The organism is Neorhizobium sp. T7_12 (assembly GCF_002968535.1).
In the GTDB taxonomy this organism is placed as follows: Bacteria; Pseudomonadota; Alphaproteobacteria; order Rhizobiales; family Rhizobiaceae; genus Neorhizobium; species Neorhizobium tomejilense.
This window is the reverse complement of the sequence record NZ_PVBK01000004.1, coordinates 309,193-332,608: the sequence shown is the minus strand read 5'-3', so window position 1 is coordinate 332,608 and position 23,416 is coordinate 309,193. Positions and strand designations below refer to the sequence as shown.

Annotated in this window: 26 protein-coding genes; 10 read left to right on the top strand and 16 right to left on the bottom strand. The window is 62.0% G+C overall.

What is annotated here, in order from left to right:
• Positions 1 to 11: 11 nt before the first annotated feature.
• The 6 genes from kdpC to C5J26_RS13145 all read left to right on the top strand — a co-directional run bounded on the left by kdpC (position 12) and on the right by C5J26_RS13145 (position 8,265).
• Positions 12 to 581: a potassium-transporting ATPase subunit KdpC gene (kdpC, locus tag C5J26_RS13170; protein WP_105402144.1), complete on the top strand. Its 570-nt coding sequence runs from the start codon at positions 12 to 14 to the stop codon at positions 579 to 581.
• A 164-nt stretch (positions 582 to 745) separates the two neighbouring features.
• Positions 746 to 3,451: a sensor histidine kinase KdpD gene (locus tag C5J26_RS13165; RefSeq protein WP_105402143.1), complete on the top strand. Its 2,706-nt coding sequence runs from the start codon at positions 746 to 748 to the stop codon at positions 3,449 to 3,451.
• The gene (locus tag C5J26_RS13160; protein WP_105402142.1) at positions 3,448 to 4,140 is read left to right on the top strand and encodes a response regulator transcription factor; all 693 of its coding nucleotides are present in this window, start codon (positions 3,448 to 3,450) and stop codon (positions 4,138 to 4,140) included. Before C5J26_RS13165 ends, C5J26_RS13160 begins: the two co-directional genes overlap by 4 nt.
• 28 nt (positions 4,141 to 4,168) lie before the next feature.
• Positions 4,169 to 4,618 (top strand): PTS sugar transporter subunit IIA, encoded by a 450-nt coding sequence (locus C5J26_RS13155; RefSeq protein ID WP_105402141.1) that lies wholly within the window; start codon positions 4,169 to 4,171, stop codon positions 4,616 to 4,618.
• A 112-nt stretch (positions 4,619 to 4,730) separates the two neighbouring features.
• A complete protein-coding gene (locus C5J26_RS13150) occupies positions 4,731 to 6,638 on the top strand; it encodes a diguanylate cyclase (protein WP_105402140.1) in 1,908 nt (635 codons plus the stop codon).
• Positions 6,639 to 6,804: 166 nt separating this feature from the next.
• A complete protein-coding gene (locus tag C5J26_RS13145) occupies positions 6,805 to 8,265 on the top strand; it encodes an MDR family MFS transporter (RefSeq protein WP_105402139.1) in 1,461 nt (486 codons plus the stop codon).
• Between the two features lie 60 nt (positions 8,266 to 8,325).
• Here the strand turns inward: C5J26_RS13145 and msrA are convergent, their stop codons facing one another.
• The 4 genes from msrA to C5J26_RS13125 all read right to left on the bottom strand — a co-directional run bounded on the left by msrA (position 8,326) and on the right by C5J26_RS13125 (position 13,385).
• The gene (gene msrA / locus C5J26_RS13140; RefSeq protein WP_105402138.1) at positions 8,326 to 9,054 is read right to left on the bottom strand and encodes a peptide-methionine (S)-S-oxide reductase MsrA; all 729 of its coding nucleotides are present in this window, start codon (positions 9,052 to 9,054) and stop codon (positions 8,326 to 8,328) included.
• Between the two features lie 44 nt (positions 9,055 to 9,098).
• The gene (msrB, locus tag C5J26_RS13135; protein WP_105402206.1) at positions 9,099 to 9,590 is read right to left on the bottom strand and encodes a peptide-methionine (R)-S-oxide reductase MsrB; all 492 of its coding nucleotides are present in this window, start codon (positions 9,588 to 9,590) and stop codon (positions 9,099 to 9,101) included.
• A 152-nt stretch (positions 9,591 to 9,742) separates the two neighbouring features.
• The gene (locus tag C5J26_RS13130; protein WP_105402137.1) at positions 9,743 to 12,136 is read right to left on the bottom strand and encodes a phosphoketolase; all 2,394 of its coding nucleotides are present in this window, start codon (positions 12,134 to 12,136) and stop codon (positions 9,743 to 9,745) included.
• Positions 12,137 to 12,200: 64 nt separating this feature from the next.
• Entirely contained in the window at positions 12,201 to 13,385 is a 1,185-nt protein-coding gene (locus C5J26_RS13125) for an acetate/propionate family kinase (protein ID WP_105402136.1), read from the bottom strand.
• Positions 13,386 to 13,704: 319 nt separating this feature from the next.
• On the opposite strand from C5J26_RS13125, the gene C5J26_RS13115 reads away from it, so the two are divergent.
• Together C5J26_RS13115 and C5J26_RS13110 are read left to right on the top strand one after the other, a co-directional pair.
• Positions 13,705 to 15,219, top strand: a complete 1,515-nt coding sequence (locus tag C5J26_RS13115; protein ID WP_105402134.1) for a bifunctional aminoglycoside phosphotransferase/ATP-binding protein — start codon at positions 13,705 to 13,707, stop codon at positions 15,217 to 15,219.
• A gap of 159 nt (positions 15,220 to 15,378) precedes the next feature.
• A complete protein-coding gene (locus C5J26_RS13110) occupies positions 15,379 to 15,828 on the top strand; it encodes a hypothetical protein (protein WP_105402133.1) in 450 nt (149 codons plus the stop codon).
• Between the two features lie 38 nt (positions 15,829 to 15,866).
• Here C5J26_RS13110 and C5J26_RS13105 read toward each other — a convergent pair whose 3' ends face one another.
• From C5J26_RS13105 to C5J26_RS13065, 10 genes are all read right to left on the bottom strand, one after another.
• Positions 15,867 to 16,130, bottom strand: a complete 264-nt coding sequence (locus tag C5J26_RS13105; RefSeq protein ID WP_105402132.1) for a DUF1488 domain-containing protein — start codon at positions 16,128 to 16,130, stop codon at positions 15,867 to 15,869.
• Positions 16,131 to 16,207: 77 nt separating this feature from the next.
• A complete protein-coding gene (locus tag C5J26_RS32695) occupies positions 16,208 to 16,351 on the bottom strand; it encodes a hypothetical protein (protein WP_172745845.1) in 144 nt (47 codons plus the stop codon).
• Between the two features lie 198 nt (positions 16,352 to 16,549).
• Entirely contained in the window at positions 16,550 to 16,840 is a 291-nt protein-coding gene (locus tag C5J26_RS13100; RefSeq protein ID WP_105402205.1) for a hypothetical protein, read from the bottom strand.
• A gap of 139 nt (positions 16,841 to 16,979) precedes the next feature.
• Positions 16,980 to 18,020: a fatty acid desaturase gene (locus tag C5J26_RS13095; RefSeq protein WP_105402131.1), complete on the bottom strand. Its 1,041-nt coding sequence runs from the start codon at positions 18,018 to 18,020 to the stop codon at positions 16,980 to 16,982.
• An 86-nt stretch (positions 18,021 to 18,106) separates the two neighbouring features.
• Positions 18,107 to 18,487: a DUF6481 family protein gene (locus C5J26_RS13090; RefSeq protein WP_105402130.1), complete on the bottom strand. Its 381-nt coding sequence runs from the start codon at positions 18,485 to 18,487 to the stop codon at positions 18,107 to 18,109.
• Positions 18,488 to 18,681: 194 nt separating this feature from the next.
• Positions 18,682 to 18,891, bottom strand: a complete 210-nt coding sequence (locus C5J26_RS13085; protein ID WP_037085395.1) for a cold-shock protein — start codon at positions 18,889 to 18,891, stop codon at positions 18,682 to 18,684.
• 284 nt (positions 18,892 to 19,175) lie between these two features.
• Positions 19,176 to 19,991, bottom strand: coding sequence for a transglutaminase family protein (locus C5J26_RS13080; protein ID WP_105402129.1), 816 nt, complete (start codon positions 19,989 to 19,991; stop codon positions 19,176 to 19,178).
• A 75-nt stretch (positions 19,992 to 20,066) separates the two neighbouring features.
• Entirely contained in the window at positions 20,067 to 20,963 is an 897-nt protein-coding gene (locus C5J26_RS13075) for a transglutaminase family protein (RefSeq protein ID WP_046630870.1), read from the bottom strand.
• Positions 20,964 to 21,139: 176 nt separating this feature from the next.
• Positions 21,140 to 21,385 (bottom strand): hypothetical protein, encoded by a 246-nt coding sequence (locus tag C5J26_RS13070; protein WP_046603327.1) that lies wholly within the window; start codon positions 21,383 to 21,385, stop codon positions 21,140 to 21,142.
• Positions 21,386 to 21,459: 74 nt separating this feature from the next.
• A complete protein-coding gene (locus tag C5J26_RS13065) occupies positions 21,460 to 21,642 on the bottom strand; it encodes a hypothetical protein (RefSeq protein WP_105402128.1) in 183 nt (60 codons plus the stop codon).
• A gap of 328 nt (positions 21,643 to 21,970) precedes the next feature.
• Here C5J26_RS13065 and C5J26_RS13060 point away from each other — a divergent pair, with 328 nt between their 5' ends.
• On the top strand, positions 21,971 to 22,192 hold the full coding sequence (locus tag C5J26_RS13060) for a hypothetical protein (protein WP_105402127.1): 222 nt from the start codon (positions 21,971 to 21,973) through the stop codon (positions 22,190 to 22,192).
• Positions 22,193 to 22,329: 137 nt separating this feature from the next.
• On the opposite strand, the gene C5J26_RS13055 is transcribed toward C5J26_RS13060, so the two are convergent.
• Together C5J26_RS13055 and C5J26_RS13050 are read right to left on the bottom strand one after the other, a co-directional pair.
• Complete coding sequence (locus C5J26_RS13055; protein WP_172716950.1) at positions 22,330 to 22,470, bottom strand: hypothetical protein; 141 nt, start codon at positions 22,468 to 22,470, stop codon at positions 22,330 to 22,332.
• Between the two features lie 111 nt (positions 22,471 to 22,581).
• Positions 22,582 to 22,836, bottom strand: a complete 255-nt coding sequence (locus tag C5J26_RS13050) for a hypothetical protein (protein WP_105402125.1) — start codon at positions 22,834 to 22,836, stop codon at positions 22,582 to 22,584.
• 294 nt (positions 22,837 to 23,130) lie between these two features.
• Between C5J26_RS13050 and C5J26_RS13045 the strand changes: the two genes are divergently transcribed.
• Complete coding sequence (locus tag C5J26_RS13045) at positions 23,131 to 23,340, top strand: cold-shock protein (protein WP_038548738.1); 210 nt, start codon at positions 23,131 to 23,133, stop codon at positions 23,338 to 23,340.
• Positions 23,341 to 23,416 lie beyond the last annotated feature (76 nt).

Sequence of the window (23,416 nt, the reverse complement as noted above, 5' to 3'; positions counted from 1 at the left end):
GAGAAATGACAATGTTCAAGCAACTTCGCCCCGCGATCGTTCTGATCGTCGCCACCACGGCCATTACCGGCCTGATCTACCCCTTCGCCATGACCGGCATCGCCCAGGCCATCTTCCCCACCCAGGCGAACGGCAGCCTGGTCGAGAAGGACGGAACCGTTGTCGGCTCGGCCCTGATCGGCCAGGCATTCACCGGCGACCAGTATTTCCACGGTCGCCCCTCGGCTGCCGGCGACGGCTACAACGCCGCCTCGTCCTCCGGCTCCAACCTCGGCCCGACCAGCGCCAAGCTGATCGACCGGGTGAAAACGGACTACGAAGCCGCGAAGGCCACCAACCCGAACGCGGACGTGCCGATCGACCTCGTCACCGCATCCGGCAGCGGCCTCGACCCGCATGTCTCGCCGGAAGCCGCCTACTTCCAGGTACCGCGCGTCGCCAAGGCACGGCAAATGGACGAGGCAGCGGTTCGCTCGCTTGTGGACCAGCATGTCGAAAGCCGCGAACTCGGGTTCCTCGGCGAATCTGTGGTCAATGTGCTTGCGTTGAATATGGCGCTTGATGCTCCTATGACTCGGTGAAGGGACGGAGTACCCCCTCATCCGCCTGCCGGCACCTTCTCCCCGAGGGGAGAAGATATATGCCGCGGCGTCGCCGTTCCTCCTCTCCCCTTGGGGAGAGGGTGGCCGAGCGCAGCGGAGGACGGGTGAGGGGTGGCGCCACCCACTGACACGAAAGACCAGGCATGCCCGACGACAGTCGAGAGAGTGAGAACAGACCTTCGCCGGATGCGCTTCTGGAGCATGCCGAGCGTGAGGCGCGCGGGCGGCTGAAGATTTTTCTGGGGGCGGCGCCCGGCGTCGGCAAGACCTACGAGATGCTGATGTCCGGCCGCGCCCGGAAAGTCGATGGTCTCGACGTGGTGATCGGCGTGGTCGAAACCCACGGCCGCCAGGAAACCGAGGCGCTCGTCGAGGGCTTCGAGATCGTACCCCGCAAGGCGATCGACTATCGCGGCCAGCAGCTCGACGAAATGGACCTCGACGCCATTCTCGCGCGCCGTCCGGCTCTGGTCCTGGTCGACGAACTTGCCCATACCAACGCCGCCGGCAGCCGCCATCCGAAACGCTACATGGATGTGCAGGAAATCCTCGGCCAGGGTATCGACGTCTATTCGACGCTCAACATCCAGCATGTCGAGAGCCTGAACGACGTGGTGGCACAGATCACCCGTGTCCGCGTGCGTGAGACGGTGCCGGACAGCATCATCGACCGGGCCGACGACGTCGAGATCATCGACATTACCCCCGACGACCTCATCAAGCGGCTGAACGACGGCAAGGTCTATGTGCCGCAGACGGCGCGGCGTGCCATCGAGAACTACTTTTCCCCCGGCAATCTGACGGCACTGCGCGAACTGGCGCTCCGCCGCACCGCCCAGCGGGTTGACGAGCAGCTTTTGAACCATATGCAGGCGCATGCCATTTCCGGTCCCTGGGCGGCCGGCGATCGGGTGCTGGTCTGCCTCGACCACGGCAGGAACGGCGCCAGCCTGGTGCGGTACGCGCGCCGCCAGGCCGATCGCCTGCGGGCGCCATGGGCGGCGCTGCATCTCGAAACGCCGCAATCGGTCAATCTGCCCGAACAGGACAAGGACCGGCTGGCGGCCAACATGCGGCTGGCCGAACAGCTCGGCGGCGAGACCGTGACGCTGCCGGCGCTGCAGCCGTCGCGCGAGATCATCGCCTATGCCAACGCCAACAACTTCACCCATATCGTCGTCGGACGCCCGGCCAGACCGCGCTGGCGACAGATATTGCAGGGCTCGGTCACCTATGACCTGATCCGCTACGCGGGCGATATCAGTGTCCATGTCATCTCCGGCGACACCAAGGAAGGCGAACCGAAACGTGGCCTGAAGGCGGCGCAGCTGCCCAAGGCTTTCCGCTTCAAGCCCTATGTCAAAAGTACGATCTTTGTGGCTCTCGCGATCATCGCCGGTGCTGCGCTCGACCAGACGCTCGACGTCCGCAACCTCGCCCTCGTTTTCCTGATGGCGGTGCTGGCGGCAGCGGTGCGCGGCGGGCTGGGACCGGGCCTGTTTGCCTCCGTGGCTGGCGCGCTCTCCTTCAATTTCTTTTTTCTCGAGCCGCGCTACACGTTTACGGTCCGGGATCCGGAAAGCCTGGTGGCGCTGCTCTTTTATCTTGGCGTCGCGGTCGTCGCTTCCAACCTGACGGCGGCCGTCCAGCGCCAGGCAGCCGCTGCCCGCCAGCGGGCCCGCACCACCGAAGACCTTTACCTCTTCTCGAAAAAGCTCGCCGGCACTGGCACACTGGACGATGTGCTCTGGGCGACCGCCTTCCAGATAGCCTCGATGCTGAAAGTCCGGGTCGTCATCCTGCTGCCGGAAAACGGCTCGATCGCCGTCAAGGCCGGCTACCCGCCGGACGACACGCTGATGGATGCCGATATCGCCGCCGCCAAATGGGCTTGGGAGCACAACCGCCCGGCCGGCCGTGCCGCCGATACGCTGCCGGGCGCCAAACGCCTCTACCTGCCGATGCGGACCGGCCGCGAGGCGGTCGGCGTCATCGGCCTCGACAACGACAAGCAGGGGCCGTTGCTGACACCCGAACAGCAGCGGCTCTTCGATGCGCTGGCCGATCAGGCGGCGTTGGCGATCGAGCGCATCCAGCTCGTATCGGATGTCGACAAGGCCAAGCTCGCCGCCGAGACCGACCGCCTGCGCACCGCGCTGCTCACATCCATCTCGCACGACCTGAAGACGCCGCTCGCAGCAATCATGGGGTCGGCCGGCACGCTCAAGGATTTCGGCGCCGATATCCCCGAAGAGGCCCGCGCCGAACTGCTGACCAGCGTCGTTGACGAATCCGAGCGGCTGAACCGTTTCATTTCCAACCTGCTCGACATGACCCGCATCGGCTCCGGCGCCATGGAGCCGAACTACGCCTTCCATTTCGCCGGCGATATCGTCGGCACGGCCTTGAGCCGGGCAGCGAAGATCGCCAACCGGCACAGGTTCAGCGTCAACATTCCGGCGGATTTGCCGATGCTCAAGGTCGATCCGGTCCTGTTCGAACAGGTCCTGTTCAACCTCATCGACAATGCCGCCAAGTACGCCCCCGACGAGACCGTCATCGACATCCGCGGCTGGCAGGATGGCGATTCAGTTCTTATCTCGGTGATGGATGAAGGACCGGGCATCCCGCGCGACGATCTGGAGCGCATCTTCGACAGTTTCTACCGGGTTCGGAAAGGTGACCATGTGCGGGCCGGCACCGGGCTTGGCCTTTCCATATGCCGCGGCTTCATCGAGGCCATGGGCGGCACGATCAGGGCCGCCAACCGCTCCGACCGTGCCGGCGCGATCTTTACGATCCGCACGCCGGTGCCGGCCGGAATGCCCATTCTGGGAGAACAGGAATGACCAATACCGCCGTGCGCGTCCTGATCGTCGATGACGAGCCCCCGATCCGCAAGCTCTTGCGCGTCGGCCTCTCCACCCAGGACTACGCCGTCAGCGAAGCGATGAATGCCAGGGTCGCGATCGATCTCGTCAAGTCCGAGAAGCCGGACCTGATCATTCTCGATCTCGGCCTGCCGGATATGGCGGGCCACGATCTGCTCGCCAGATGGCGCGGCGAGGGGCTCGATCTGCCGATCGTCATCCTGTCGAGCCGCACCGATGAGGCTGGCATCGTCAAGGCGCTCGAACTCGGCGCCGACGACTATGTGACCAAGCCCTTCGGCATGAACGAACTCGTCGCCCGCATCCGCGTGGCGCTTCGCCACCGGCTCCAGACCCAGGGCGAAAAACCGATCTTCCAGACCGGCGAGCTTTCGGTCGACCTCGTCAAGCGCATCGTCAAGGTGGCGGACAAGGAGGTCAAGCTGTCGCCCAAGGAATACGATATCCTGCGTATCCTGGTGCAGCATGCGGGCAAGGTCCTCACCCATCGTTTCCTTCTCGAACACGTATGGGACGGCCTGACCGACGTGCAGTACCTGCGCGTCTACGTGCGCCAGCTTCGCCAGAAGATCGAAAAGGCGCCGGACCAGCCGCAATACATCCTGACCGAGACCGGCGTCGGTTATCGGCTGCAGGAAGGCCAGTAGGCCAAGACCCGATCAATGGACATGACCCATGAAACTGCGTGACTACCTCCTGCCGGAGAACATCGTGCTCGATCTGGCGCCGCCGTCCAAGGCGATCCTGATCAAGCAGCTTTCCAGGCTCGCCGCCGAGCGGCTGGCGCTGGATGCCGGCGATCTCGCCCGGGTGCTGACCAATCGGGAAAATCTGGGATCGACCGGCATCGGCGCCGGAATTGCCATCCCGCATGCGGGCATCAGCGGCATCGACCGGCATTTCTGCCTGTTCGCCCGGCTTGCAGATCCGATCGATTTCGACGCGGTAGACGACGAACCGGTCGATCTCGTGTTCCTGCTCCTCACGCCGGAAGGCCGCCCGGACCACCTGAATGTCCTCGCCTGTATCGCGCGCTGCGTGCGCGATGAGGAGACTGCTGCAGCCATACGTCGTGGAACGACGCCGCAGGATGTCTATTCGCGGCTCTGCCCCGTAAATGCATGATTAAAATGCGGGTATGTTGGTTTAGGCGAACGTAAACAACTTTTCCCTAACGTCCCTGGCTGGCGGATCGCGACTCCTGAGCCGCCCTATTGCGTCGGTTTGGGAGAGAGAGATGACTGGTGCAATCAAATACCTGCCGGCCAGGACGTTCGTTGCTGTCGCATTTGCCGTTTTCGGCTTTGTAGGACTGATCGTCTGGGGAGAATATTCCAGCTGGAGATCCCAGGTCGCCGGCATCGAGGCGGGCCTGGCCCAGACAGCCAAGGCGCTGGTGCAACATGCCGACGACACGGTCGACATGGCGAGGTTTCCGCTGGCGGCCCTGATCACCCGGATCGAGCAGGAACGCGACGTGGCGGACCTGCCGGCAAAGATCACCCAGGTGATGAAGCGCCAGGTCGATACCACCCCTTGGCTCGACGCCCTCGCCGTCTTCGATGCCGATGGCAGAATGGTCGCGACATCGTCGTCGATCGACGCCAGCGGCATGAATTTTTCGGATAGGGAATATTTTGTATTCCACCAAGCCTCCGACATGCGGGAACCCGTCTTGGGCAGGCCGTTGAAGAACAAGTTGAACGGTCAGTGGATATTGCCGGTCACGCAGAGGATCAGCAACCCGGACGGAAGTTTCGGCGGCGTTGCGCTGGCGGCATTCATCCTCACAGAATTGACCAACTTCTTTCAGGGTTTCAGCCTGGGCAGCGAGGGTTCGTTCCTGTTGGTTCGCCGCGACGGCGTCGTGCTGGCGCGTGCGCCATTCCTCCAGACGCTGCTTGGATCGAGCATCTCGTCCTACGATCTGTTCACGGACCATCTCCGTCAGCGGCATTCCGGCTCCTATCACTACATCTCCCCGATTGATGGCCTGCAACGCATAGGCGGCTTTTATCAGAGCGAGCGCAGCGGCCTGGTCGGGCTTGCTGCCGTATCCCAGTCCGAAGCACTGGCGACCTGGATGAAGGGCGCGCGGATACGATGGGTCGCCTGCCTTATCCTGGTGGCGATCACCGGCTTCCTGGTTTGGCGCTGGCGGCGGCAGGTGATGTTGCGGCGGGCGAGCGAAGCGCTGCTGGTGGCGCGCGAAGCGGAATTCCGCCTGCTTGCGGAAGGGTCAGCCGACCTGATCCAGCGCTTCAACGGCCACGGGATCAGGGAATATCTGTCGCCATCCGTCCGGGAAATATTCGGTGTCGACGCCGAGGCGATGCTTGGCACGCATATCCTCGAGAACCTGCATGAGGATGACCACGACGCCGCCAACCAGGTCATGACCCGGCTGCGGGAAGGGTCGCCCCGGGAAAACATGATCGTCCGCCGCAAGCGGGCCGACGGCAAGCAGATCTGGCTCGAAACCACGCTGAACAGGCTGCCGGGCGGCACCGGCGGCGACGATATCCGCATCGTGGCCGTCACACGCGACGTCACGCGCCAGAAGAACCTCCAGGAAGAGCTGGACGCGCTCGCCAACACCGACGAGCTTACCCAGCTCGCCAATCGCCGCTCGTTCAACATTCATTTCGAGGACATGGTGCTGCAGGCCGCGCAGCAGCGCACGCCGCTCTCCATTCTGATGATCGATGCGGACCGCTTCAAATTCTTCAACGACACCTATGGCCACGCCGCCGGCGACGACTGTCTGCGTGCGGTTGCGAACGTCGTGCGCGGCTCGATCCGACGGTCGAAGGATCTCGCCGCCCGTCATGGCGGTGAGGAATTCGCCGTCCTCCTGCCGGATACCAATGGTGCCGGTGCGTTGAAGGCGGCGGAAAACATCCGCCAGCGCGTCGCCGGGCTTCATTTGCCGCATGAGAAGAACCTTCCCTGGGGTCATGTGACGATCAGCATCGGTACCGCGACCTTCTATCCCGCTGCGGGCGCCAAGCTGACGACTGCGGAACTGTTCGAGCGCGCCGACCATGCCCTTTACCGGGCGAAGAACAACGGCCGCAATCAGGTCGCGGCTGGCGGGGACGAGGCGATGAGGCCAACCCTCCGGTCGGGAATCAAGTCCGTCTGACCGCATGCCCGCGGTCACGGCACCGTTACATCCTTGATAAATGCCAGATTTCGCCCTTGACGCCGGCCCGCAGGGGAATACTAAGAAACATCCCCCGCCGACGGCCGTTTGACCGCCGAACATCCATCCCCAGCGTGTTCGCCGCGCGGCGTTCCCAGGTGAATCCATGACCAATCCAAGCTCCAACCGGGCGCTCGTCATTGCGGCCGTCATGGCAAGCATGGCGATGATCGCAATCGAGGCGACCATCGTTTCGACGGCCATGCCGCAGATCGCTGCCCAGCTCGGTCAGCTGAACCTCTATAGCTGGGTGTTCTCGTCCTTCCTGTTGGCGCAGACGGCTATGACCGTGGTGTTCGGCAAGCTTTCCGATATCTATGGCCGCAAGCCGATCATCCTGTTCGGCACGGCGGTCTTCCTGATCGCCTCGGTGCTCGCAGGTTTTGCCTGGTCGATGCCGTCGATGATCGCCTTCCGGCTGTTGCAGGGCATCGGCGCCGGTGCGATCCAGCCGGTCATCATGACCGTCGTCGGCGATCTTTATCCAGGGGCGGAACGTGGCAAGGTCCAGGGATACCTCGCCAGCGTCTGGGCGCTTTCTGCCGTCGTCGGGCCGCTTCTGGGCAGCATCATCGTCCACAGCCTGCCCTGGGCCTGGGTGTTCTGGATCAACGTGCCGATCGGCATCATGTCGGCGGTCGGATTCATCGTGTACCTGCACGAAGAAAAACAGACCCGGACGGCATCGATCGACTTTCTGGGAGCGGGCCTCTTCGCCGTAGCTATTTCGGCGCTGATGATCGCACTCACCGAAACCGAAGGAACTTCCGCCTACCTGTTCGTTTCGCTGGCGATCTTCCTCGTCAGCTTCGTGCTGTTCATCTGGCAGGAGCGGCGCGCATCGGCCCCGATGGTTTCTTTAGAACTCTGGCTGAAGCGGCCGATCGCTTTTGCCAATACGGCAGTCTTTCTCTCCAGCATGGCGATCATGGGGCTGACGACCTTCCTGCCCATGTACGTGCAGACGGTGCTCAACCGCTCGCCGCTGGTGGCCGGTTTCACGCTGACGATGCTGCTGGTCGGCTGGCCGAGCGGCGGGACGTTCGCCTCGCGGATGTTCCCGCGCTTCGGATTGCGGCCGCTGATGATCGCCGGCAGCGTCTTCGTTCCGGTCGGAGCATTTCTTCTGGTTTTGCTGACTCCGGAAAGCTCGCCCGTCCAGGCGGGCACCGGCTCGCTCCTGATGGGCTTCGGCATGGGTCTGCTCAATATCTCCGGCTTGGTGATCATCCAGGACAATGTCGGCTGGTCGGAACGCGGCAGCGCGACGGCCTCCAACGTCTTTTCCCGCAATCTCGGCAGCACGCTCGGCGCAGCACTTCTCGGCGCCGTCCTGACCTACGGGCTTGCCAATTCCGTCGCGGGGCCGATCACGTCCGATCAGTTGCGCGATCTGCTGCAGGGCGTCGGCGGCGGACTTGCGGCGGATTCGCCCATCCGGTCTGCGCTCCAGCACGCGCTGCACATGACCTTCATCGCGATGTTCCTGATCACCGCCCTCATCATCGTTGCCTGCCTCTGCGTGCCCGGTGTGACGAAGCGCACCGAGGCCGTGCAGGAAAGCTGAGGCTTTCGAGACGCCGCTATCGCCAAACGGGCGGCGATAGCGGAATTGTGCCCTTGGGTCTCAGTTGCCGATGCCGGCCTGCGCGACCAGTACCGGCTTGTCGCGGTAATCGCTCGGGAACAGCTTCTTGAGGTTCTCGATCTTCGGCAGGTCGTTATAGACGATATAGGGATAGGTCGGGTTCTGGGTCAGGAAATCCTGATGGTAGGCTTCCGCTGGATAGAAGGCCTTGCCGGGCTCGATGGTCGTGGCAATCGGCGCGTGGAAGACCTTGGCCTTGTCGAGCTGGCCGATATAGGCCTTGGCGACGCGGGCTTGTTCCGCGCTGGTCGGGAAGACGGTCGAGCGGTACTGGGTGCCGGTATCCGGCCCCTGGCGGTTGAGCTGGGTCGGGTCATGGGCGACCGAGAAATAGATCTGCAGCAGATGCCCGTAGGTGACCTTCTTCGGATCGAATGTCACGCGAACCGCTTCCGCATGGCCGGTCTTGCCGTAACCGACCGTCTCGTAGACGGCGGTCTCCTTGGCGCCGCCGGCATAACCGGAAACGGCGTTCTTGACGCCCTCGACATGCTGGAACACGCCCTGGACGCCCCAGAAACAGCCGCCGGCGAAGATGGCGGTTTCGGTCGCGGCCGTGCTCGCCGCCTGGTCGATCGCGGGAGCGGGGATGGCAATTCCCTCTTCGGCCGTGGCGCTGGTGGTCGCGCCGAACGTCAAGCCGGCCAGAACCAGCGCCGTGCCGGCAAAGGCGGTGAGGGTATAGGGTATTTTCGTTCTCTTTTTCATGGCGGTCTCCTCAACCGAAGTGAATGAAGGATAAGGGCGGCGGATCAGGCCGATACGGCACGGAATTTCATGACTGCGCCGTTCATGCAGTAGCGCAGGCCGGTCGGTTTTGGCCCGTCGTCGAAGACATGGCCGAGATGGCCGCCGCAGCGGGCGCAATGAACGGCGACGCGGACCATGCCGAGCGTCGTGTCGCGCACCGTGCCGACGGCGCCGTTGAGCGGCGCCCAGAAGCTCGGCCAGCCGGTGCCGCTTTCGAATTTCGTTTCCGACGAGAAAAGCGGCTGGTCACAGCCGACGCAGGCGAACGTGCCTTTGCGGTGCTCGTTGAGGAGCGCGCTGCTGCCGGGATATTCGGTACCTTCCTCGCGCAGGATATTGTACTGCTCCGGCGTCAGCAGCTTGCGCCACTCGCCTTCGGTATGGCTGACGGGGAAAGTGCCGGCGGTCGCGAGCGCCGGGCGGATGCCTGCCGCAAGCTGCGCAGTTGCGAGCGTCAGGGCGCCGCCGGCCAGGAATATGCGTCTGTTCATCATGGTGGAGCCTCCCGGATCCATAATCTGCTTCCTGCATGATTACGGAAGAGGCGCGTGATCGGTTACACACATCGACGCGAAACACCGAAACGTGATCTTGCGTCGAAGCCAGGTTCCTGACCCGGGGGCCGGGAACCTTCGTGGATACGGCATCACCGCGCCGGCCATTTCCAGTTCTGGATTTCCGGCATGTCCTCGCCATGTTCGCGGACATAACGGGTATGTTCGTCAAGCTTGCCCTTCAGCATGTCGATCACGCCGGCCGCCTTTTCCTTCAGTCCGGGAACGCGCTCGATCGCCTCGATCGCAAGATGGAAACGGTCGAGTTCGTTCAGCACCGTCATGTCGAAGGGTGTCGTCGTCGTGCCCTCCTCGATGAAGCCGCGCACATGGATGTTCTGGTGGTTGGTGCGTTTGTAGGTCAGCCGGTGGATGAGGTAGGGATAGCCGTGATAGGCGAAGATCACCGGGCGGTCGGTGGTGAACAGCCGGTCGAACTCCTCGTCGGGCAGGCCGTGCGGATGCTGGTCCTGGGACTGCAGGGCGAGCAGGTCGACGACGTTGACGACGCGGATTCTCAAGTCGGGGATCGCCTCGCGCAGCAGGGAAACCGCGGCAAGCGTCTCCAGGGTCGGCACGTCGCCGGCGCAGGCCATCACCACGTCCGGCTCGACCGCGCCGCTCTCGTTGCTTGCCCAGTCCCAGATGCCGATGCCTGCCTCGCAGTGCCGGATCGCCTCATCCATCGTCAGCCATTGCGGCTCGGGCTGTTTGCCGGCGACGATGACGTTGACGCGGTCCCATGTCTTCAGGCAGTGGTCGCCGATCCATAAGAGCGTATTGGCATCCGGCGGCAGGTAGATGCGCACGATATCCGCCTTCTTGTTGGCGACGAGATCCACGAAGCCGGGATCCTGATGGGAAAAGCCGTTATGGTCCTGCCGCCAGACATGCGAAGTCAGCAGGTAGTTGAGGGAGGAAACGGGCTTCCGCCACGCCAGCTCGCGCGACACTTTCAGCCACTTGGCGTGCTGGTTGAACATCGAATCGACGATGTGGATGAAGGCTTCGTAGCATGAGAAGAAACCGTGGCGGCCGGTGAGCAGATAACCTTCCAGCCAGCCCTGGCAGAGATGCTCGGAAAGCACCTCCATCACCCGGCCGTCGCGCGACAGGTGCACGTCATAGGACTCGATCCGCTCCATCCAGACACGGCCGGTGACCTCGAAGACCTTGCCCAGCCGGTTCGATTCCGTTTCGTCGGGGCCGAAGATCCTGAAGTTGGAATTCATGTCGTTGAGCTTCAGCACGTCGCGCAGGTATCTGCCGAGTATCTCCGTCGTCTGGACCATTTCGCTCCCCGGCGCCGTCACCGGCACCGCATAGTCGCGGATGTCGGGCACGGCGAGTTCCTTGCGCAGGAGGCCGCCATTGGCATGCGGATTGGCCCCCATGCGGCGTTCGCCTCCGGGCGAAAGTGCGCGCAACTCCTCCTTCAGCCGGCCGTTGCCGTCGAAGAGGTCTTCCGGATCGTAGCTCCGCATCCAGTCCTCGAGGATCTTGCGGTGGGCGTCGTTCTCGCGGCAGCCGGAGACCGGCACCTGGTGGGCACGCCAGAAGTCCTCAACCTTCTTGCCGTCGACTTCCTTCGGCCCTGTCCAGCCTTTCGGGCTGCGCAGCACGATCATCGGCCAGCGCGGGCAGGCTTCAGGTGCCTTGCCGGCGCGGGCGTCCGTCTGGATTGCGCGGATACGATCGAAAACCTCGTCCAGCACGGCGGCCATCTGCCGGTGCATCTTCTCCGGCTCGTGGCCCTCCACGAAGAAGGGTTCATATCCATAACCGCGGAAAAGATGGTCGAGATCCTCGTCGCCCACCCGCGCGAGCAGCGTCGGATTGGCGATCTTGTATCCGTTGAGATGCAGGATCGGCAGGACCGCGCCGTCGCGGGCGGGGTTCAGGAACTTGTTCGAATGCCAGCTGGCGGCAAGCGGGCCGGTCTCTGCCTCGCCGTCGCCGACGACACAGGCGACCACCAGGTCCGGATTGTCGAAGGCCGCGCCGAAGGCGTGCACCAGCGCATAGCCGAGTTCGCCGCCTTCATGGATGGAGCCGGGCGTTTCCGGTGCCGCGTGGCTCGGAATGCCGCCCGGGAACGAGAACTGCCGGAACAGTTTCCGCATGCCGGCCGCATCCTCGCCGATCTCCGGATAGATCTCGCTATAGGTGCCTTCGAGATAGGTGCTGGCGACCATGCCCGGCCCACCGTGGCCCGGACCGCAGACATAGATCATGCTGAGATCGCGGTTGCGGATGATCCGGTTGAGATGCGCGTAGATGAAGTTGAGCCCGGGCGTCGTGCCCCAGTGGCCGAGCAACCGCGGCTTGATATGCTCCGGCTTCAGCGGCTCCCTCAAGAGCGGGTTGTCGAGCAGATAGATCTGCCCGACGGAGAGATAGTTCGCGGCCCGCCAGTAGCGGTCGATCAGCGCCAGTTCCGCCGCCGTCGTCTCATGGTTTTCCGGCTCGATGGTCTTGAGTTGCATCTCATTCTCCTTCGATAGGTCGACCACATCTACCGCGGGGTTCCACCCGGGCTCATGACATGGATCAAGGCTGCGAATTGAGGACGGCGAGGCATTCCTCCGCGATCATCCGCTCCTCGTCGGTCGGAATGACATAAACTGCGACCCGGGCTGCGGGGGTGCTGATCTTCAGGGCATTGCTGTCGTTGGCCGCCGTATCCAGTTCGACGCCGAGCCAGAGCAGGCGGTCGGCGATGCGCTTCCTTACCTCCGGCTGGTTCTCGCCTATGCCGGCGGTGAAGACCAGCGCGTCCAGACCACCGAGCGTCGAGGCAAGTCTCCCGACCTCGCCGGCGATCCGGAGCGCGAAGAGGTCGATCGCCTCCCGGGCCTGGCTGCCGCCGTCCCCGATCAGTTCGCGGGTATCGCCGCTGAGGCCCGAGACGCCGAGGAGGCCGGATTTGTGATAGAGCATGTCCTCCACCTCCTCGAGCGATTTTCCGAGTGGGGCCAGGAAATGCAGGAGCACGCCGGGATCGAGCCAGCCCGGCCTCGTCGCCATCGGAATGCCGTCGAGCGTCGAGAACCCCATGCTGGAATCGCGGCTCTCCCCGTTCTCGATGGCGCAGAGGCTGGCGCCGCTGCCGAGATGGGCGATGATGACTTTGCCGTCGGCGATATCAGGCGCGGTCCTGGCAAGTGCGCCGGCCACGTATCGGTAGGAAAGCCCGTGGAAGCCGTACCGCTTGATACCCTGGTCGTGATAGGCGCGTGGAATAGCGAGACGCCGCACGAGATCCGCCTGCGTGGCATGGAAGGTGGTGTCGAAGGAGCCTGTCTGGAAAAGCGCCGGCCGCAGATGCCTGACCGCCCTGATCATCCGCAGCGCCTGCGGTTGGTGAAGCGGCGCCAGTTCCGTCAGCGACTGGACCTTGGCAATCGTCTCGGTCGTCAGTTCCACCGGGCCGTCGAAGACGTCGCCGCCATGGACGATCCGATGGCCGGCGGACGTGACGGCGTTCAGGTCGAAGTGCTTGCCGAGTTCCCGGAACACCTCGTCCATCAGTTCGGCCAGATCGTCGCCAACCTCTCCCTTCAGCGGCAGCTCGAACTGCTCCGGACCTTCCTTCAGATGCAGAGTCAGCGGGTAGGTTCCGAAATCGACGACTGCCTTGCCGATTCGCTCCGGCTTGTCACCGTCCACCTCGAAGATGCCGATCTTCACCGTCGAAGAGCCGGCGTTGAACGTCAGGAGAAGGTTGTCCGTCATGGAGGCATCCTTGCTTCAAGTCGTTTCGCAGTCAGTATGATAGGAACCCCGGCGCCGAGGACCAGTCCTGCGGCGTCGGTACGGGCGAAATAAATGAGCGTCCGCATCGAAATCGCTTGGCGGATGATGGCCTCGCAACGGCCGTGATGTCTTAGCATGATATTCACGGGATCGACCTGTTCCTCTCGCAGGGAGCGCATGAGGGCGCCTACGATCTGTGTCGCCGGGAACGGCGTCGCTTTCCTTGACGCAGCTCAATGTGCCGACGCAGCGATCAGCGAACTGTCGAACCGGTGCCGTTCAATATAAGGTGCAGCAGATGATGACAGACGATCAGCGCGCGACGGCAGTCTTTCTGGCCAACCCGGCATCCTACGGCCTCGCTGTCCCCGTCGAGCGCATGGAGACGCATATCTCCATGATTTTCCTCGTCGGCGATCGGGTCTACAAGCTGAAGAAGGCGCTGAAACTGCCCTATGTCGATTTCTCCACGGCGGCGATCCGCGAGGATGCGTGCCGCAAGGAAGTCGCGCTGAACAGCGAGACCGCCCCCGGTCTCTATATCGGCGTGCGGCGCATCACCCGCTCCGGCACCGGCACCCTCGAATTCGATGGCGAGGGACCGCTCGTCGATGCCGTCGTCGAGATGAGCCGGTTCGAGCAGAACCAGCTCTTCGACCAGATGGCGACTGCGGGCCGGTTGACGCCGGAGCTGATGACGCAGACCGCCCGGATGATCGCATTTTACCACCGCCGGGCGCCGGTTGTCTCAAAGGGAGGCGGGGCGGCCAATATCGGGGCCGTTCTCGATATCAACGATGCCGGATTTGCCACGAGCCATGTCTTCGGCCCGGCGGAGCTGGCCAAGGTTAGCAAGAGCTTTCGGTCCCGGCTCGTGCAACACGGCGAACTTCTCGACCGGCGGGCGCTGGCGGGCAAGGTCCGCCGCTGCCATGGCGATCTTCATTTGCGCAATATCTGCCTGCTGGACAGCAAGCCATGCCTGTTCGACTGCATCGAATTCAATCTCGGCATCGCCACCGTCGATGTCCTCTACGACCTCGCCTTCCTGCTGATGGATCTCTGGCATCGCGGTTTTCCCGACCTCGCCAATCTGGTGATGAACCGGTACTTGGATGAAACCGATGACGAGGACGGGTTCTGCCTCCTGCCGTTCCTGATGGCGATCAGGGCAGCGGTCCGCGCGCATGTGACGGCGACGCAGGCAGAAGAGCCTGGGCAGGATGTCACCGGGCTGGCGCAGGAGGCGAGGTCCTATTTCGATCTCGCCCATGCTCTCCTGAGGGAAGTGCCGCCGCGCCTCGTCGCGATCGGCGGCCTCAGCGGTTCCGGCAAGACGACGGTCGCGGATCATCTGGCAGCGAAGGTAGGCGCGCCTCCAGGCGCCAGGATCGTCGAAAGCGACCGAATCCGCAAAGCTCTGCATGGTGTCTCGGCCGAGACGAGACTTCCGGTTTCCGCCTATCAACCCGATGTATCGGAAAAGGTCTATCGCGAGATGGCAAGGCATGCGGAGCTGATCCTTGCCCAGGGCGGATCGGTCGTTGCCGATGCTGTCTTCGACGATCCCATCAACCGGCGCCTCATCGAGGATGTGACCACGAGGACCGGGGCAGGCTTCCGGGGTATCTGGCTCGAGGCCGATTTGGAACTGCTCTGGCAGCGGGTTCGGGAGCGGGCGGGCGGCCCGTCTGATGCCACCACGGACGTGCTCTCCGGCCAATTGGCCCGCAAACCCACCGATATAACCTGGCGGAAACTCGATGCATCGAAAGCGCCCGAGGCGATCTCCGCCGCGATCCTGCAGGCTTGAGAACCCGACGGTTTTCATTAACCGGTGCAGGCGAAGACAGATGGGCTCCGCCCGCGCCATTGACCCGCGTCAATGTCGGTGGCGGTGACGACGCTAAAACTTGAGATCTTGGGGAGCCGGCCCGACGTGACTTCACGGGCCTTGTGGCGGAGAGAGGATATGGAGACAGATTACGACGTGGGTGTCCTGGATGCGGCAGATGTCTACCGCGCTTTCGCGGTCGTCCAGCTTGTGATGTCAGGCCTGGATCTGCAGACGTGGGAACGGCTGACCGCATCGGCCTCGTTGCGTCGCGATTGGCTGGCCGTTACCGACGCGCAGGGATATGTCCGCGGCCTTTGCCACGTCTTTGCCCGCGAGCATCCGCTTTACGGACGCCAGCTCGAAATTCCGGTTTTTGCGTCCATTGGCCTCATCGATGACCAGAGTATCGCGAAACGTCTTTTCGAATTCGCCAAACTGCGCGCAAAACTGGACGGGTGCGAAAAGGTCCATTTCTGGTCCTCCGCATCGAAGGCTTGTTACAGCCTTGATACACTCCGGGAAGCAGGCCCCTGGGACGATGGATTGATCTATGATCTGGGCACCGACCGCGGCACCGTTCACTGACGGGGCTTGCGGTTAAGGGTGCAATAGGCGTGCTCGGATCAGCCCAGGTCGGCCGCCGTCAGAGTATAGGTAGTGCCCCGACTAGGACGATAGGCCTTCATTGCCGCATCCTGGATACTGGATCGGGCGGCATCGAAAGCCCTCAAGTAATCGGCCTCGGACATGCCTGTCGCAGTGTTATGGGCGAGTGCCTTGGCTTCCACGAAAAACCTGACCTCGAACATGCCGTCATAGCCCAGGAAACGAACGACCTTGCGCGCTTCGTCGAAACTGCGGCTTCTGTTCGGAAATATCAGGGTCATGATGGTTTCAGTTCGAGATGGAAGGCATTTCTTTTGGAAACGGCATTCCGGGGTTTCTGATGATGCGTATTGCCGTGTCAGAACAGATCGCGAAGCAGGATGTAGAGGATGAATGCCATGGATATCCCCGGCACGGCCATGCTGAACAGGCTGCCATAGCCTGCCCGATGTAATTGCGGGCCTGTCTGGGAAGAAGGTTGGATTCGCCTGATGGAAGACATGTCGTCCTCCTCGTTGGGGCCAGGGCTCACGCCCTTGATCGCAGCGCCCGGTTCTGAATCTGCTACCTACGCTCAATATGGGTCGAACGCGGACAAATACAAGGGGAGGTCTCTCCGCTCCTCAAGAGTTGAGAGATCCGGCGCAGCCGCATTTCATGCGATCCGGCTGCCTGCTGTTGGGCGACGTAGCGTTGTCGGCTACTTGTTCTTCAGAAGCCAGATCTTGCCGGCCATGGTGATGCCATGCGCGGATTCTTCCGCCGGAACGTCCTCGTTGAGGGTGCGCAGAAGGCCGTATTCCCGCAGTTCGTTCAAGGTCGTGGTGGTCAGGAACTTGATCTTCTGGGGCCGTTCCTTGAACCGGTCGTTTCGCGCATAGGTCACGACCGCATTCAGATGGGTCCATTTCTTGGCTTCCTGCGGAAACAGGTCACCATCCTTGGCGAGCTTCAGGCCCCTGATCTGGGTCGGCGTCAGCTCGACGGTCAGCGCGTGCGCCGCAGGCGTCGGGGTGGCGGTTGTTTTGGTGTTCTCGGTCGTGTTCAATGTACGGTCCTTGATCGGTACGGAGGTAGTCTTTGTGCATTCGCTGCGCAGGCGGAGGTCCCAGCCTGGCAGATCGCATGGGTTAAGAAGTCTTTCTCGCCTTGGCGGCGTCGCGAAACGACAGGAGCCTTTTGCTCTTTTCGTCCCAAAGCACGAGCTTGACACATTGGATGCTCTGCCAAAGCGTTATGCGGCCGATGCCGGCGAGCTCGGGATGATCGCGCAGCACCTCGGGCAGCCGGTAATAGGGGATCCGGCTCGACAGGTGATGTACGTGGTGGATGCCGATATTGCCGGTCAGCCACCGCAGCGCCAGCGGCAGATCGTAGTGGGACGCGCCGTGAAGGGCGGCCTCCGGAAACTGCCATTCCTCGGTCTTCGACCAATGGGTTTCCTCGAACTGATGCTGGACGTAGAAGAGCCAGACGCCGGCGGCCCCTGCGATCAGCACGATCGGCAGATGGACCAGCAGGAAAGGCACGATCCCGATCGCCCAAATCATCAGTGCCGCCAGAATGGCGACCGCAAGATTGGTCGCCATCGTCGAAATCCAGGGCAGCGAGCCAGACTTCATCATTCCGAACGGCAGGCGCTGCTTGAAGAGGAAGAGCCAGGCGGGTCCGATGCCGAACATCACCAGCGGGTGGCGATAAAGCCGGTAGGCAAGCCGGCGCGACCAGGGCAGGGCCTGATATTCGTCGATCGTCAGCGTGGTGATGTCCCCGACGCCGCGCTCATCGAGATTGCCGGCCGAGGCGTGATGGGCGGCATGCGCCCGGCGCCAGTAATCGTAGGGCGTCAGGGTCAGAACCCCGAGCACTCGTCCGGTCCAGTTGTCGAGGCGCCGGCGCGCGAAGAACGAGCCGTGGCCGCAGTCGTGCTGGATCATGAACAGCCGCAAAAGAAAGGCCGCGGCCGGAAGGACGAGGATCAGCCCGATCGGGTAGCCGAGGAATACGGAAACATAAGCTGCAGCCGAGAAGGCTGCAAACGGCAGTACCGTGACGAGCAGCTCGAAGGTGCTGCGTCCGAAACGGGGCTGCCGGTATTTCGAAAGAATCTTGAGCCAGGCGCCGATATCGTCTTCGGCAACGGGCGCAATCGCATGGGCTGTGGCGTTCATGGATATCGATCCACCTTTTTGGCCTCGGCATGCGGCGCGCCCGAAGCGGGATGTGCCTGCACGTCTTCAGGCACATGCCTCAAATATCAGCCCTGACGGGCCTTGCGTGCAGCGTAACGACGATCGCGCTCCGCCTTGCGGGCGGCTTCATCGGCGATGACCCGGGCAACCCGGTCGTTGGTTTCCGCTTGCCGGGCCTCAGCCTCGGCCTTTTCATCGGCTTCCGCAGCGGCGGCCAATGCGGCCGCTTCCTGGAGCTGGCGCTCGTTCTCGGCAGCCTTCTGGGCCTCGCGCTCGGCGCGGCGAGCTTCCCTCGCGGCCGCAATGGCTTCGCGCTCGGCGCGACGTTCCTGCACGGCAGGATCCGTCGGCTTAGGGGCGGTCGCAAACTTTGCCAAAAGCTCGCGCTTAGCATCCGCTGCGGTTTTGCGGCGCTCGGCAAAGCTGTTGTCGTTCGGGTGTCTCAATGTATCGTCCTTGTCAGATTTGAACTTGTCAGATTTGAAATCTTGTGGCCGAGACCAATATCGCGCCTAACGGGAGGCCATGCAGATATTCGCGTCAGCCAGATGCCTCAACGGAAAAAGGCCAGACATACGCCTGGCCTTCACATATCTTTGCCGCCATGCCAGTACGTCCGTGGTCATGGGAGGCTAAAGTTTTAGGCAGCCTGGAGCTGGCCTGCGGACATCTTGCCCGACTTGCGGTCACGCTCGAGTTCAAAGCCAAGCTTCTGGCCTTCAACGATCGAGCTCATGCCAGCGCGTTCGACGGCAGAGATGTGAACGAAGACGTCGGCGCTGCCGTCGTCAGGCTGAATGAAGCCGAAGCCCTTGGTGGCATTGAACCATTTAACTGTGCCAGTGGCCATAACGAACCCTTTCATAGCAACATTAATAAACCGCCGGGCGACGCACGGCGGGTGTTTCGACTTTTGAGAGGGAAAGTTCGTCAAGAAGCGCAAAGCGCAGCAAAAACAAAGATCGGCAAACAAAGTATCGATGTCCTTTACCTACCGCATCGGGATTGAAGTGTCAACTTTTTGTTTTGAAATTCGCGAAATACGCAACCATGAGTAGCTTTTCTGGCGGGCGAACGAATATCAGCGGTACCCGCATCAAGGTCTCGCGGGCCGATGGGCCGACAGCTTGAGATCTAGGCGGAGGCCGGTATTTCTTCGGTCGTCACTTCGAACGAAGACAGGATTGCCGGGCCGAAGGCGGTTGAAAGCGCCACGTCCGTGGCATCCCGCCCCGTCGCCATCAGGATGCGCCCGATGCGCGGTTTGTTGTGGCGGGCGTCGACCGTATTCCAACGACCGCCGAGATAGACCTGGAACCAGGCGCTGAAATCCATCGGATTGACATCCACCGGGACGCCGATATCTCCGAGATAGCCGGTGCAGTAACGCGCCGGAATGTTCATGCAGCGGCAAAGCGTGATGGCGAGATGCGCGAAATCGCGGCAGACGCCGGTGCGATCGGTAAATCCTCCGAAAGCTGTGCGAAGCGGATCCGCGTTCTGATAGTTGAAGGTGATGTGGTTGTGGGCAAAGTCGAGGATCGCCTGCACCCGCGGCCAGCCGAGGGGGGTCGAGGAGAATGTCTTCCAGGCGAAATCCGCCAGGCGGTCGGTGTCGCAGTAGCGGCTGCCGAGCAGGAAGACCAGCACGTCGTCCGGCAGGTCCTTGATCTCGTGCTGGAAGGCGTTCTGCGGCACGGGATCGGGCATGCCGTCGTCGTAGATTTCGAATTCCGTCGAGATCGTTGTCAGCCCCGCCGGCGCGACGATCCGGCTGCAGGCGTTTCCGAAGCTGTCGAGATAGCTCCAGGCCTCGATCGGCCGGTCGAAACTCAGTACCTGATCGCTCAAAAGGTCCGCCCGACGCGAGGGATGGATATTGAGAACCAGCAGCATCGCGGTATCGTGCTGGCATTCATACCCTATGCGAAACCCTGCGCGTATCTTCATGGTCGTATCCCTATGGAAAAACTCTCGCCGGAATGGCAGTTCAGCGGCAACGCCCGAATAATCCGGGTGTTCCGGTCACCCATGCAGTTTCACGCTGTGGTCGTCGGTCGTCACGTTAACCTGCACGGACATGCTGTCGAAATCGGTCTCGTCGCCATCGTAACTTCCCGATAGCGGGACAGCCTGCCGCGGATCGCGCGCGACACCCACGCGGATCAGGTCACGGTTGCCGACGATGCCGTTGGTGGGATCGAATTCCACCCAACCGGCGCCGGGAAGATAGACCTGGCACCAGGCGTGGGTCGATCCGCCGCCAAGTGTTATCGATCCGTCGCGGTCGGGCACGTAGATATAGCCGGTGACGAAACGTGCCGCCAATCCGAGCGATCGCGCCGCCTCCATCATCAGCAGCGCGAAATCGCGGCAGGTGCCGCGGCGCAGTTGCAGGGTTTCGAGCGGTGGTTGCGTCCCGTGTTCCGAGCGCCGGGCGTAGATGAAACCCTCGTGGAGCGCAAAACACATGGTCATCAGCAGGTGGCCGGTTTCGGTGGGGTGGCCGACCTTGATGAATTGCCGTGCCCATTTGCCGACCCGGTCTTCTGGATCGGGATAGTGGCGCTGGATCGTCCGCTCCAGATCAAAGACTTCTTCGGGATCGTATGCGAAAGGGTAGGTGAGGGCCTCTTCGTCGATCTGGAAGTCCATCGCCGCCTGAGGTGTGTGGTCGAGGCGGATGATCGTTTCGAACCGCAGTTCGGATGAGGGTTTGGATATCCCGACGAGCGCGACGCAATTGCCGAAGACATCGTGGATCCACCGGACATAATCCGGTTTTGGAAAAACGTTGAGATGGGAACTCAGCAAAGTCTGGTCAAAACTGTCCCGCGGCCTGAACATCAGCCTGTGTTCGCCGAACTCTACCGGCCTCGTGTACCGGTAGGAGGTGACATGCCGGACGGAAAATATCGTCATCCAATCACCGCAAAAGCATTGAGGGCGGGATGCGCTGGCGCGGGGCGCGCCTTATCCAACCGTGCATGGATCACCGCTATAGCAGGCGCCATGCGACGGCGACAGGAAAAACCGGCCGCAGTCGGTAAAATACGATAGCCCCGAACGCGGCATCGGAACGCCGGATCGGTGCTGCCTCACTGGTCCCGGCGCTGCAGCGGATAATCGCCGGCGTCGTAGAGCCTCTGTATCTGCGTGCTGTCGAAACGGGCTTCTTCGACCTCGAGAATGGACCCGCGCAACAGGGATGCGGGCATCACCTCGATTGCGAAGCGCAGAGCCTCGGCCACGGTGTCGAACCTCTTGTAGCCGAGCCTGCTCGTTCTCTTCCAGTTCTTGCACGGGTAGAGCCCCGCGCCGGCGTTGTAGTTGAAGGCGGCCATGGTGGTGTCCTTGTGGTCGAGGATAGGTGCGAGGGGATGGTCCGAACGAGCGGCCTCGTCGGAGCAGTCCCGTGTCAGGCCGGCTGCAGTTGCGACGCGCGCCTCTGGAGGCGTTCCTGCTTCTGGGCGAGCTTGAGCTCGCGGCTTCTCAGGGCCTGCCTATGGCGGAATTCCTGGAGCTTGGCGGCATTGGAGCCTTCTTCTGCATCGGGTTTGCGAAACAGATTCTGGGCGGCATTGCGGACAGTATCGATCATTGATGTAACCTTAAAGGGTAGACTGCGGGACGTGACGACGGCCAACGCAAGAATTCTCCAGCCGACAGGGCGGAGTTCGACGTTCGCAAAATCAAGGGTGTCGCCAAACAACCGGCAGGGCCGGAAGGATCAGGTAGCCGAAAAGGCTGAAAACGTGAATCATATATGGCGATATAATGCGTCACTTTCAAGACTTGTCTCAAATACGGATAGGCGGCGCTTGCCATCGGCGGAAATGAGGCCCATCGTGGCTGGTCGGCTGCAACTGGTAAGGGCGCAGCCGCCTGAGGGACCCGAGCCCTAGCCCCGACGAAAAAGGAGGGGCGCGATGTCTTCACGATCCTCGAATCCGAATTTCCAGCTCTATTTCCAGAAGATGCTGACCAACAGCCAGCCGGAGCAAGCCGCAGAAACCTGTCCGGACGGCCCGGCCCTGCGTGCGATTTTCCGGGATATGCTGATCCAGGGGCCGCCGCTGACCGGTTCGGAGATTTGGCTTGAGGGCATCCGTGCCGCCCGGGTTTCGAAAAAGCGCCCCGGGTCCAACTAATTTAGATCAGTTTCGGCCTTCTCGGAAAAGACAGTCCGGCATGCGTCACCGGAAAATCCAGGCGATGCGATCTTTACACGATCAAGGATAAAGATTGCGTCAGAGGCGCCGTGGTACGGCGCCTCCTGCTCGAAATATTATTTCGGCTTCTTGCCCAAGGTAAGGCCGCTGCCGGCGAGCTTGACCTGTGCGCCTGCGGGCGCGGCGGTTGCTGCGGCGGCCTTGTCTTTTTTCGGTTTGCGAGTTTCGCGATTACTTCGTACCTGGCCTTTAGCCATTTTGTCCTCCTTGGGCGGCGATCGAATGTCGAGAGTGAAATCATGTTCGGCGACAGGCATGCTAGGCGTGAAATGACGGATTTGCAAAACCTGCCTTTGCCAGCCGAAGCATCAAAGCTGCGGTAGCACGGTATCTCTGTGTTTGCTCAACGAAGCCGATATTGCGGCCCCAAAGCTCTTTTCGGGATGATCGCCAAAACGGGCAAGCATGAGGGCAGCCCCCGTTGCGCCGACCCGGCCGGCGACAAGCATGTCGCTTGGCTGCGTATGCTCACCGAATTGATGAAGTTCGATATTTTCCCGGTATCCGGGACCGCTGACGCGGACCAGATTGCGGGAGGTGGACGGAGAGAATTCGGAAGACATGACGTCCTCCTTTCATTGGGGCCAGGGCGTGGGAATCCTGAAGCAGCAGTGCCCTTTATATCGCTGCTGAAGCTGCCATCATGCGCCGGACTTGCGCCAAACGCAATGTGCGGGTTGTGAGAAATGCCTTGCTCAAGACATAGTTGACCGGTAGTGGTAACCATCGAAATTGGTTGTCGAGCTTCGTTTTCACGCCTTTTGCGTTCGAGCTGATCTTTCCCTTCAAAATCGATCTCTTTTGTCGCCGGCATCTTGCCGGACGGCGACCTGTGTTCGATCGGAAGGATCATCTTCATGAGCAGCGGAATCGTAAAATTTTTCAATACCTCCAAGGGTTTCGGCTTTATCCAGCCCGCCGACGGATCGACGGACGTGTTCGTCCATATCTCGGCCGTCGAGCGTTCGGGGATGACCTATCTGGCTGAAGGCCAGAAGGTGAGTTTCGATGTCGTGCGCGACAACCGCACCGGCAAGAATGCAGCTGAAAATCTGCAGATCGCTTAAAGCCAAAACCAACTTCGGGTTCCGGTCACGGATGTACTGGCGCGGGACCGTAAGCGGTCGCGAGGCACAGTTCCTC

Bases quoted from the DNA above. Each gene is read 5' to 3' on its own strand.
- kdpC (WP_105402144.1), top strand. From the start codon at position 12: ATGTTCAAGCAACTTCGCCCCGCGATCGTTCTGATCGTCGCCACCACG.
- C5J26_RS13165 (WP_105402143.1), top strand. From the start codon at position 746: ATGCCCGACGACAGTCGAGAGAGTGAGAACAGACCTTCGCCGGATGCG.
- C5J26_RS13160 (WP_105402142.1), top strand. From the start codon at position 3,448: ATGACCAATACCGCCGTGCGCGTCCTGATCGTCGATGACGAGCCCCCG.
- C5J26_RS13155 (WP_105402141.1), top strand. From the start codon at position 4,169: ATGAAACTGCGTGACTACCTCCTGCCGGAGAACATCGTGCTCGATCTG.
- C5J26_RS13150 (WP_105402140.1), top strand. From the start codon at position 4,731: ATGACTGGTGCAATCAAATACCTGCCGGCCAGGACGTTCGTTGCTGTC.
- C5J26_RS13145 (WP_105402139.1), top strand. From the start codon at position 6,805: ATGACCAATCCAAGCTCCAACCGGGCGCTCGTCATTGCGGCCGTCATG.
- msrA (WP_105402138.1), bottom strand. From the start codon at position 9,054: ATGAAAAAGAGAACGAAAATACCCTATACCCTCACCGCCTTTGCCGGC.
- msrB (WP_105402206.1), bottom strand. From the start codon at position 9,590: ATGATGAACAGACGCATATTCCTGGCCGGCGGCGCCCTGACGCTCGCA.
- C5J26_RS13130 (WP_105402137.1), bottom strand. From the start codon at position 12,136: ATGCAACTCAAGACCATCGAGCCGGAAAACCATGAGACGACGGCGGCG.
- C5J26_RS13125 (WP_105402136.1), bottom strand. From the start codon at position 13,385: ATGACGGACAACCTTCTCCTGACGTTCAACGCCGGCTCTTCGACGGTG.
- C5J26_RS13115 (WP_105402134.1), top strand. From the start codon at position 13,705: ATGATGACAGACGATCAGCGCGCGACGGCAGTCTTTCTGGCCAACCCG.
- C5J26_RS13110 (WP_105402133.1), top strand. From the start codon at position 15,379: ATGGAGACAGATTACGACGTGGGTGTCCTGGATGCGGCAGATGTCTAC.
- C5J26_RS13105 (WP_105402132.1), bottom strand. From the start codon at position 16,130: ATGACCCTGATATTTCCGAACAGAAGCCGCAGTTTCGACGAAGCGCGC.
- C5J26_RS32695 (WP_172745845.1), bottom strand. From the start codon at position 16,351: ATGTCTTCCATCAGGCGAATCCAACCTTCTTCCCAGACAGGCCCGCAA.
- C5J26_RS13095 (WP_105402131.1), bottom strand. From the start codon at position 18,020: ATGAACGCCACAGCCCATGCGATTGCGCCCGTTGCCGAAGACGATATC.
- C5J26_RS13085 (WP_037085395.1), bottom strand. From the start codon at position 18,891: ATGGCCACTGGCACAGTTAAATGGTTCAATGCCACCAAGGGCTTCGGC.
- C5J26_RS13080 (WP_105402129.1), bottom strand. From the start codon at position 19,991: ATGAAGATACGCGCAGGGTTTCGCATAGGGTATGAATGCCAGCACGAT.
- C5J26_RS13075 (WP_046630870.1), bottom strand. From the start codon at position 20,963: ATGACGATATTTTCCGTCCGGCATGTCACCTCCTACCGGTACACGAGG.
- C5J26_RS13070 (WP_046603327.1), bottom strand. From the start codon at position 21,385: ATGGCCGCCTTCAACTACAACGCCGGCGCGGGGCTCTACCCGTGCAAG.
- C5J26_RS13065 (WP_105402128.1), bottom strand. From the start codon at position 21,642: ATGATCGATACTGTCCGCAATGCCGCCCAGAATCTGTTTCGCAAACCC.
- C5J26_RS13060 (WP_105402127.1), top strand. From the start codon at position 21,971: ATGTCTTCACGATCCTCGAATCCGAATTTCCAGCTCTATTTCCAGAAG.
- C5J26_RS13055 (WP_172716950.1), bottom strand. From the start codon at position 22,470: ATGGCTAAAGGCCAGGTACGAAGTAATCGCGAAACTCGCAAACCGAAA.
- C5J26_RS13050 (WP_105402125.1), bottom strand. From the start codon at position 22,836: ATGTCTTCCGAATTCTCTCCGTCCACCTCCCGCAATCTGGTCCGCGTC.
- C5J26_RS13045 (WP_038548738.1), top strand. From the start codon at position 23,131: ATGAGCAGCGGAATCGTAAAATTTTTCAATACCTCCAAGGGTTTCGGC.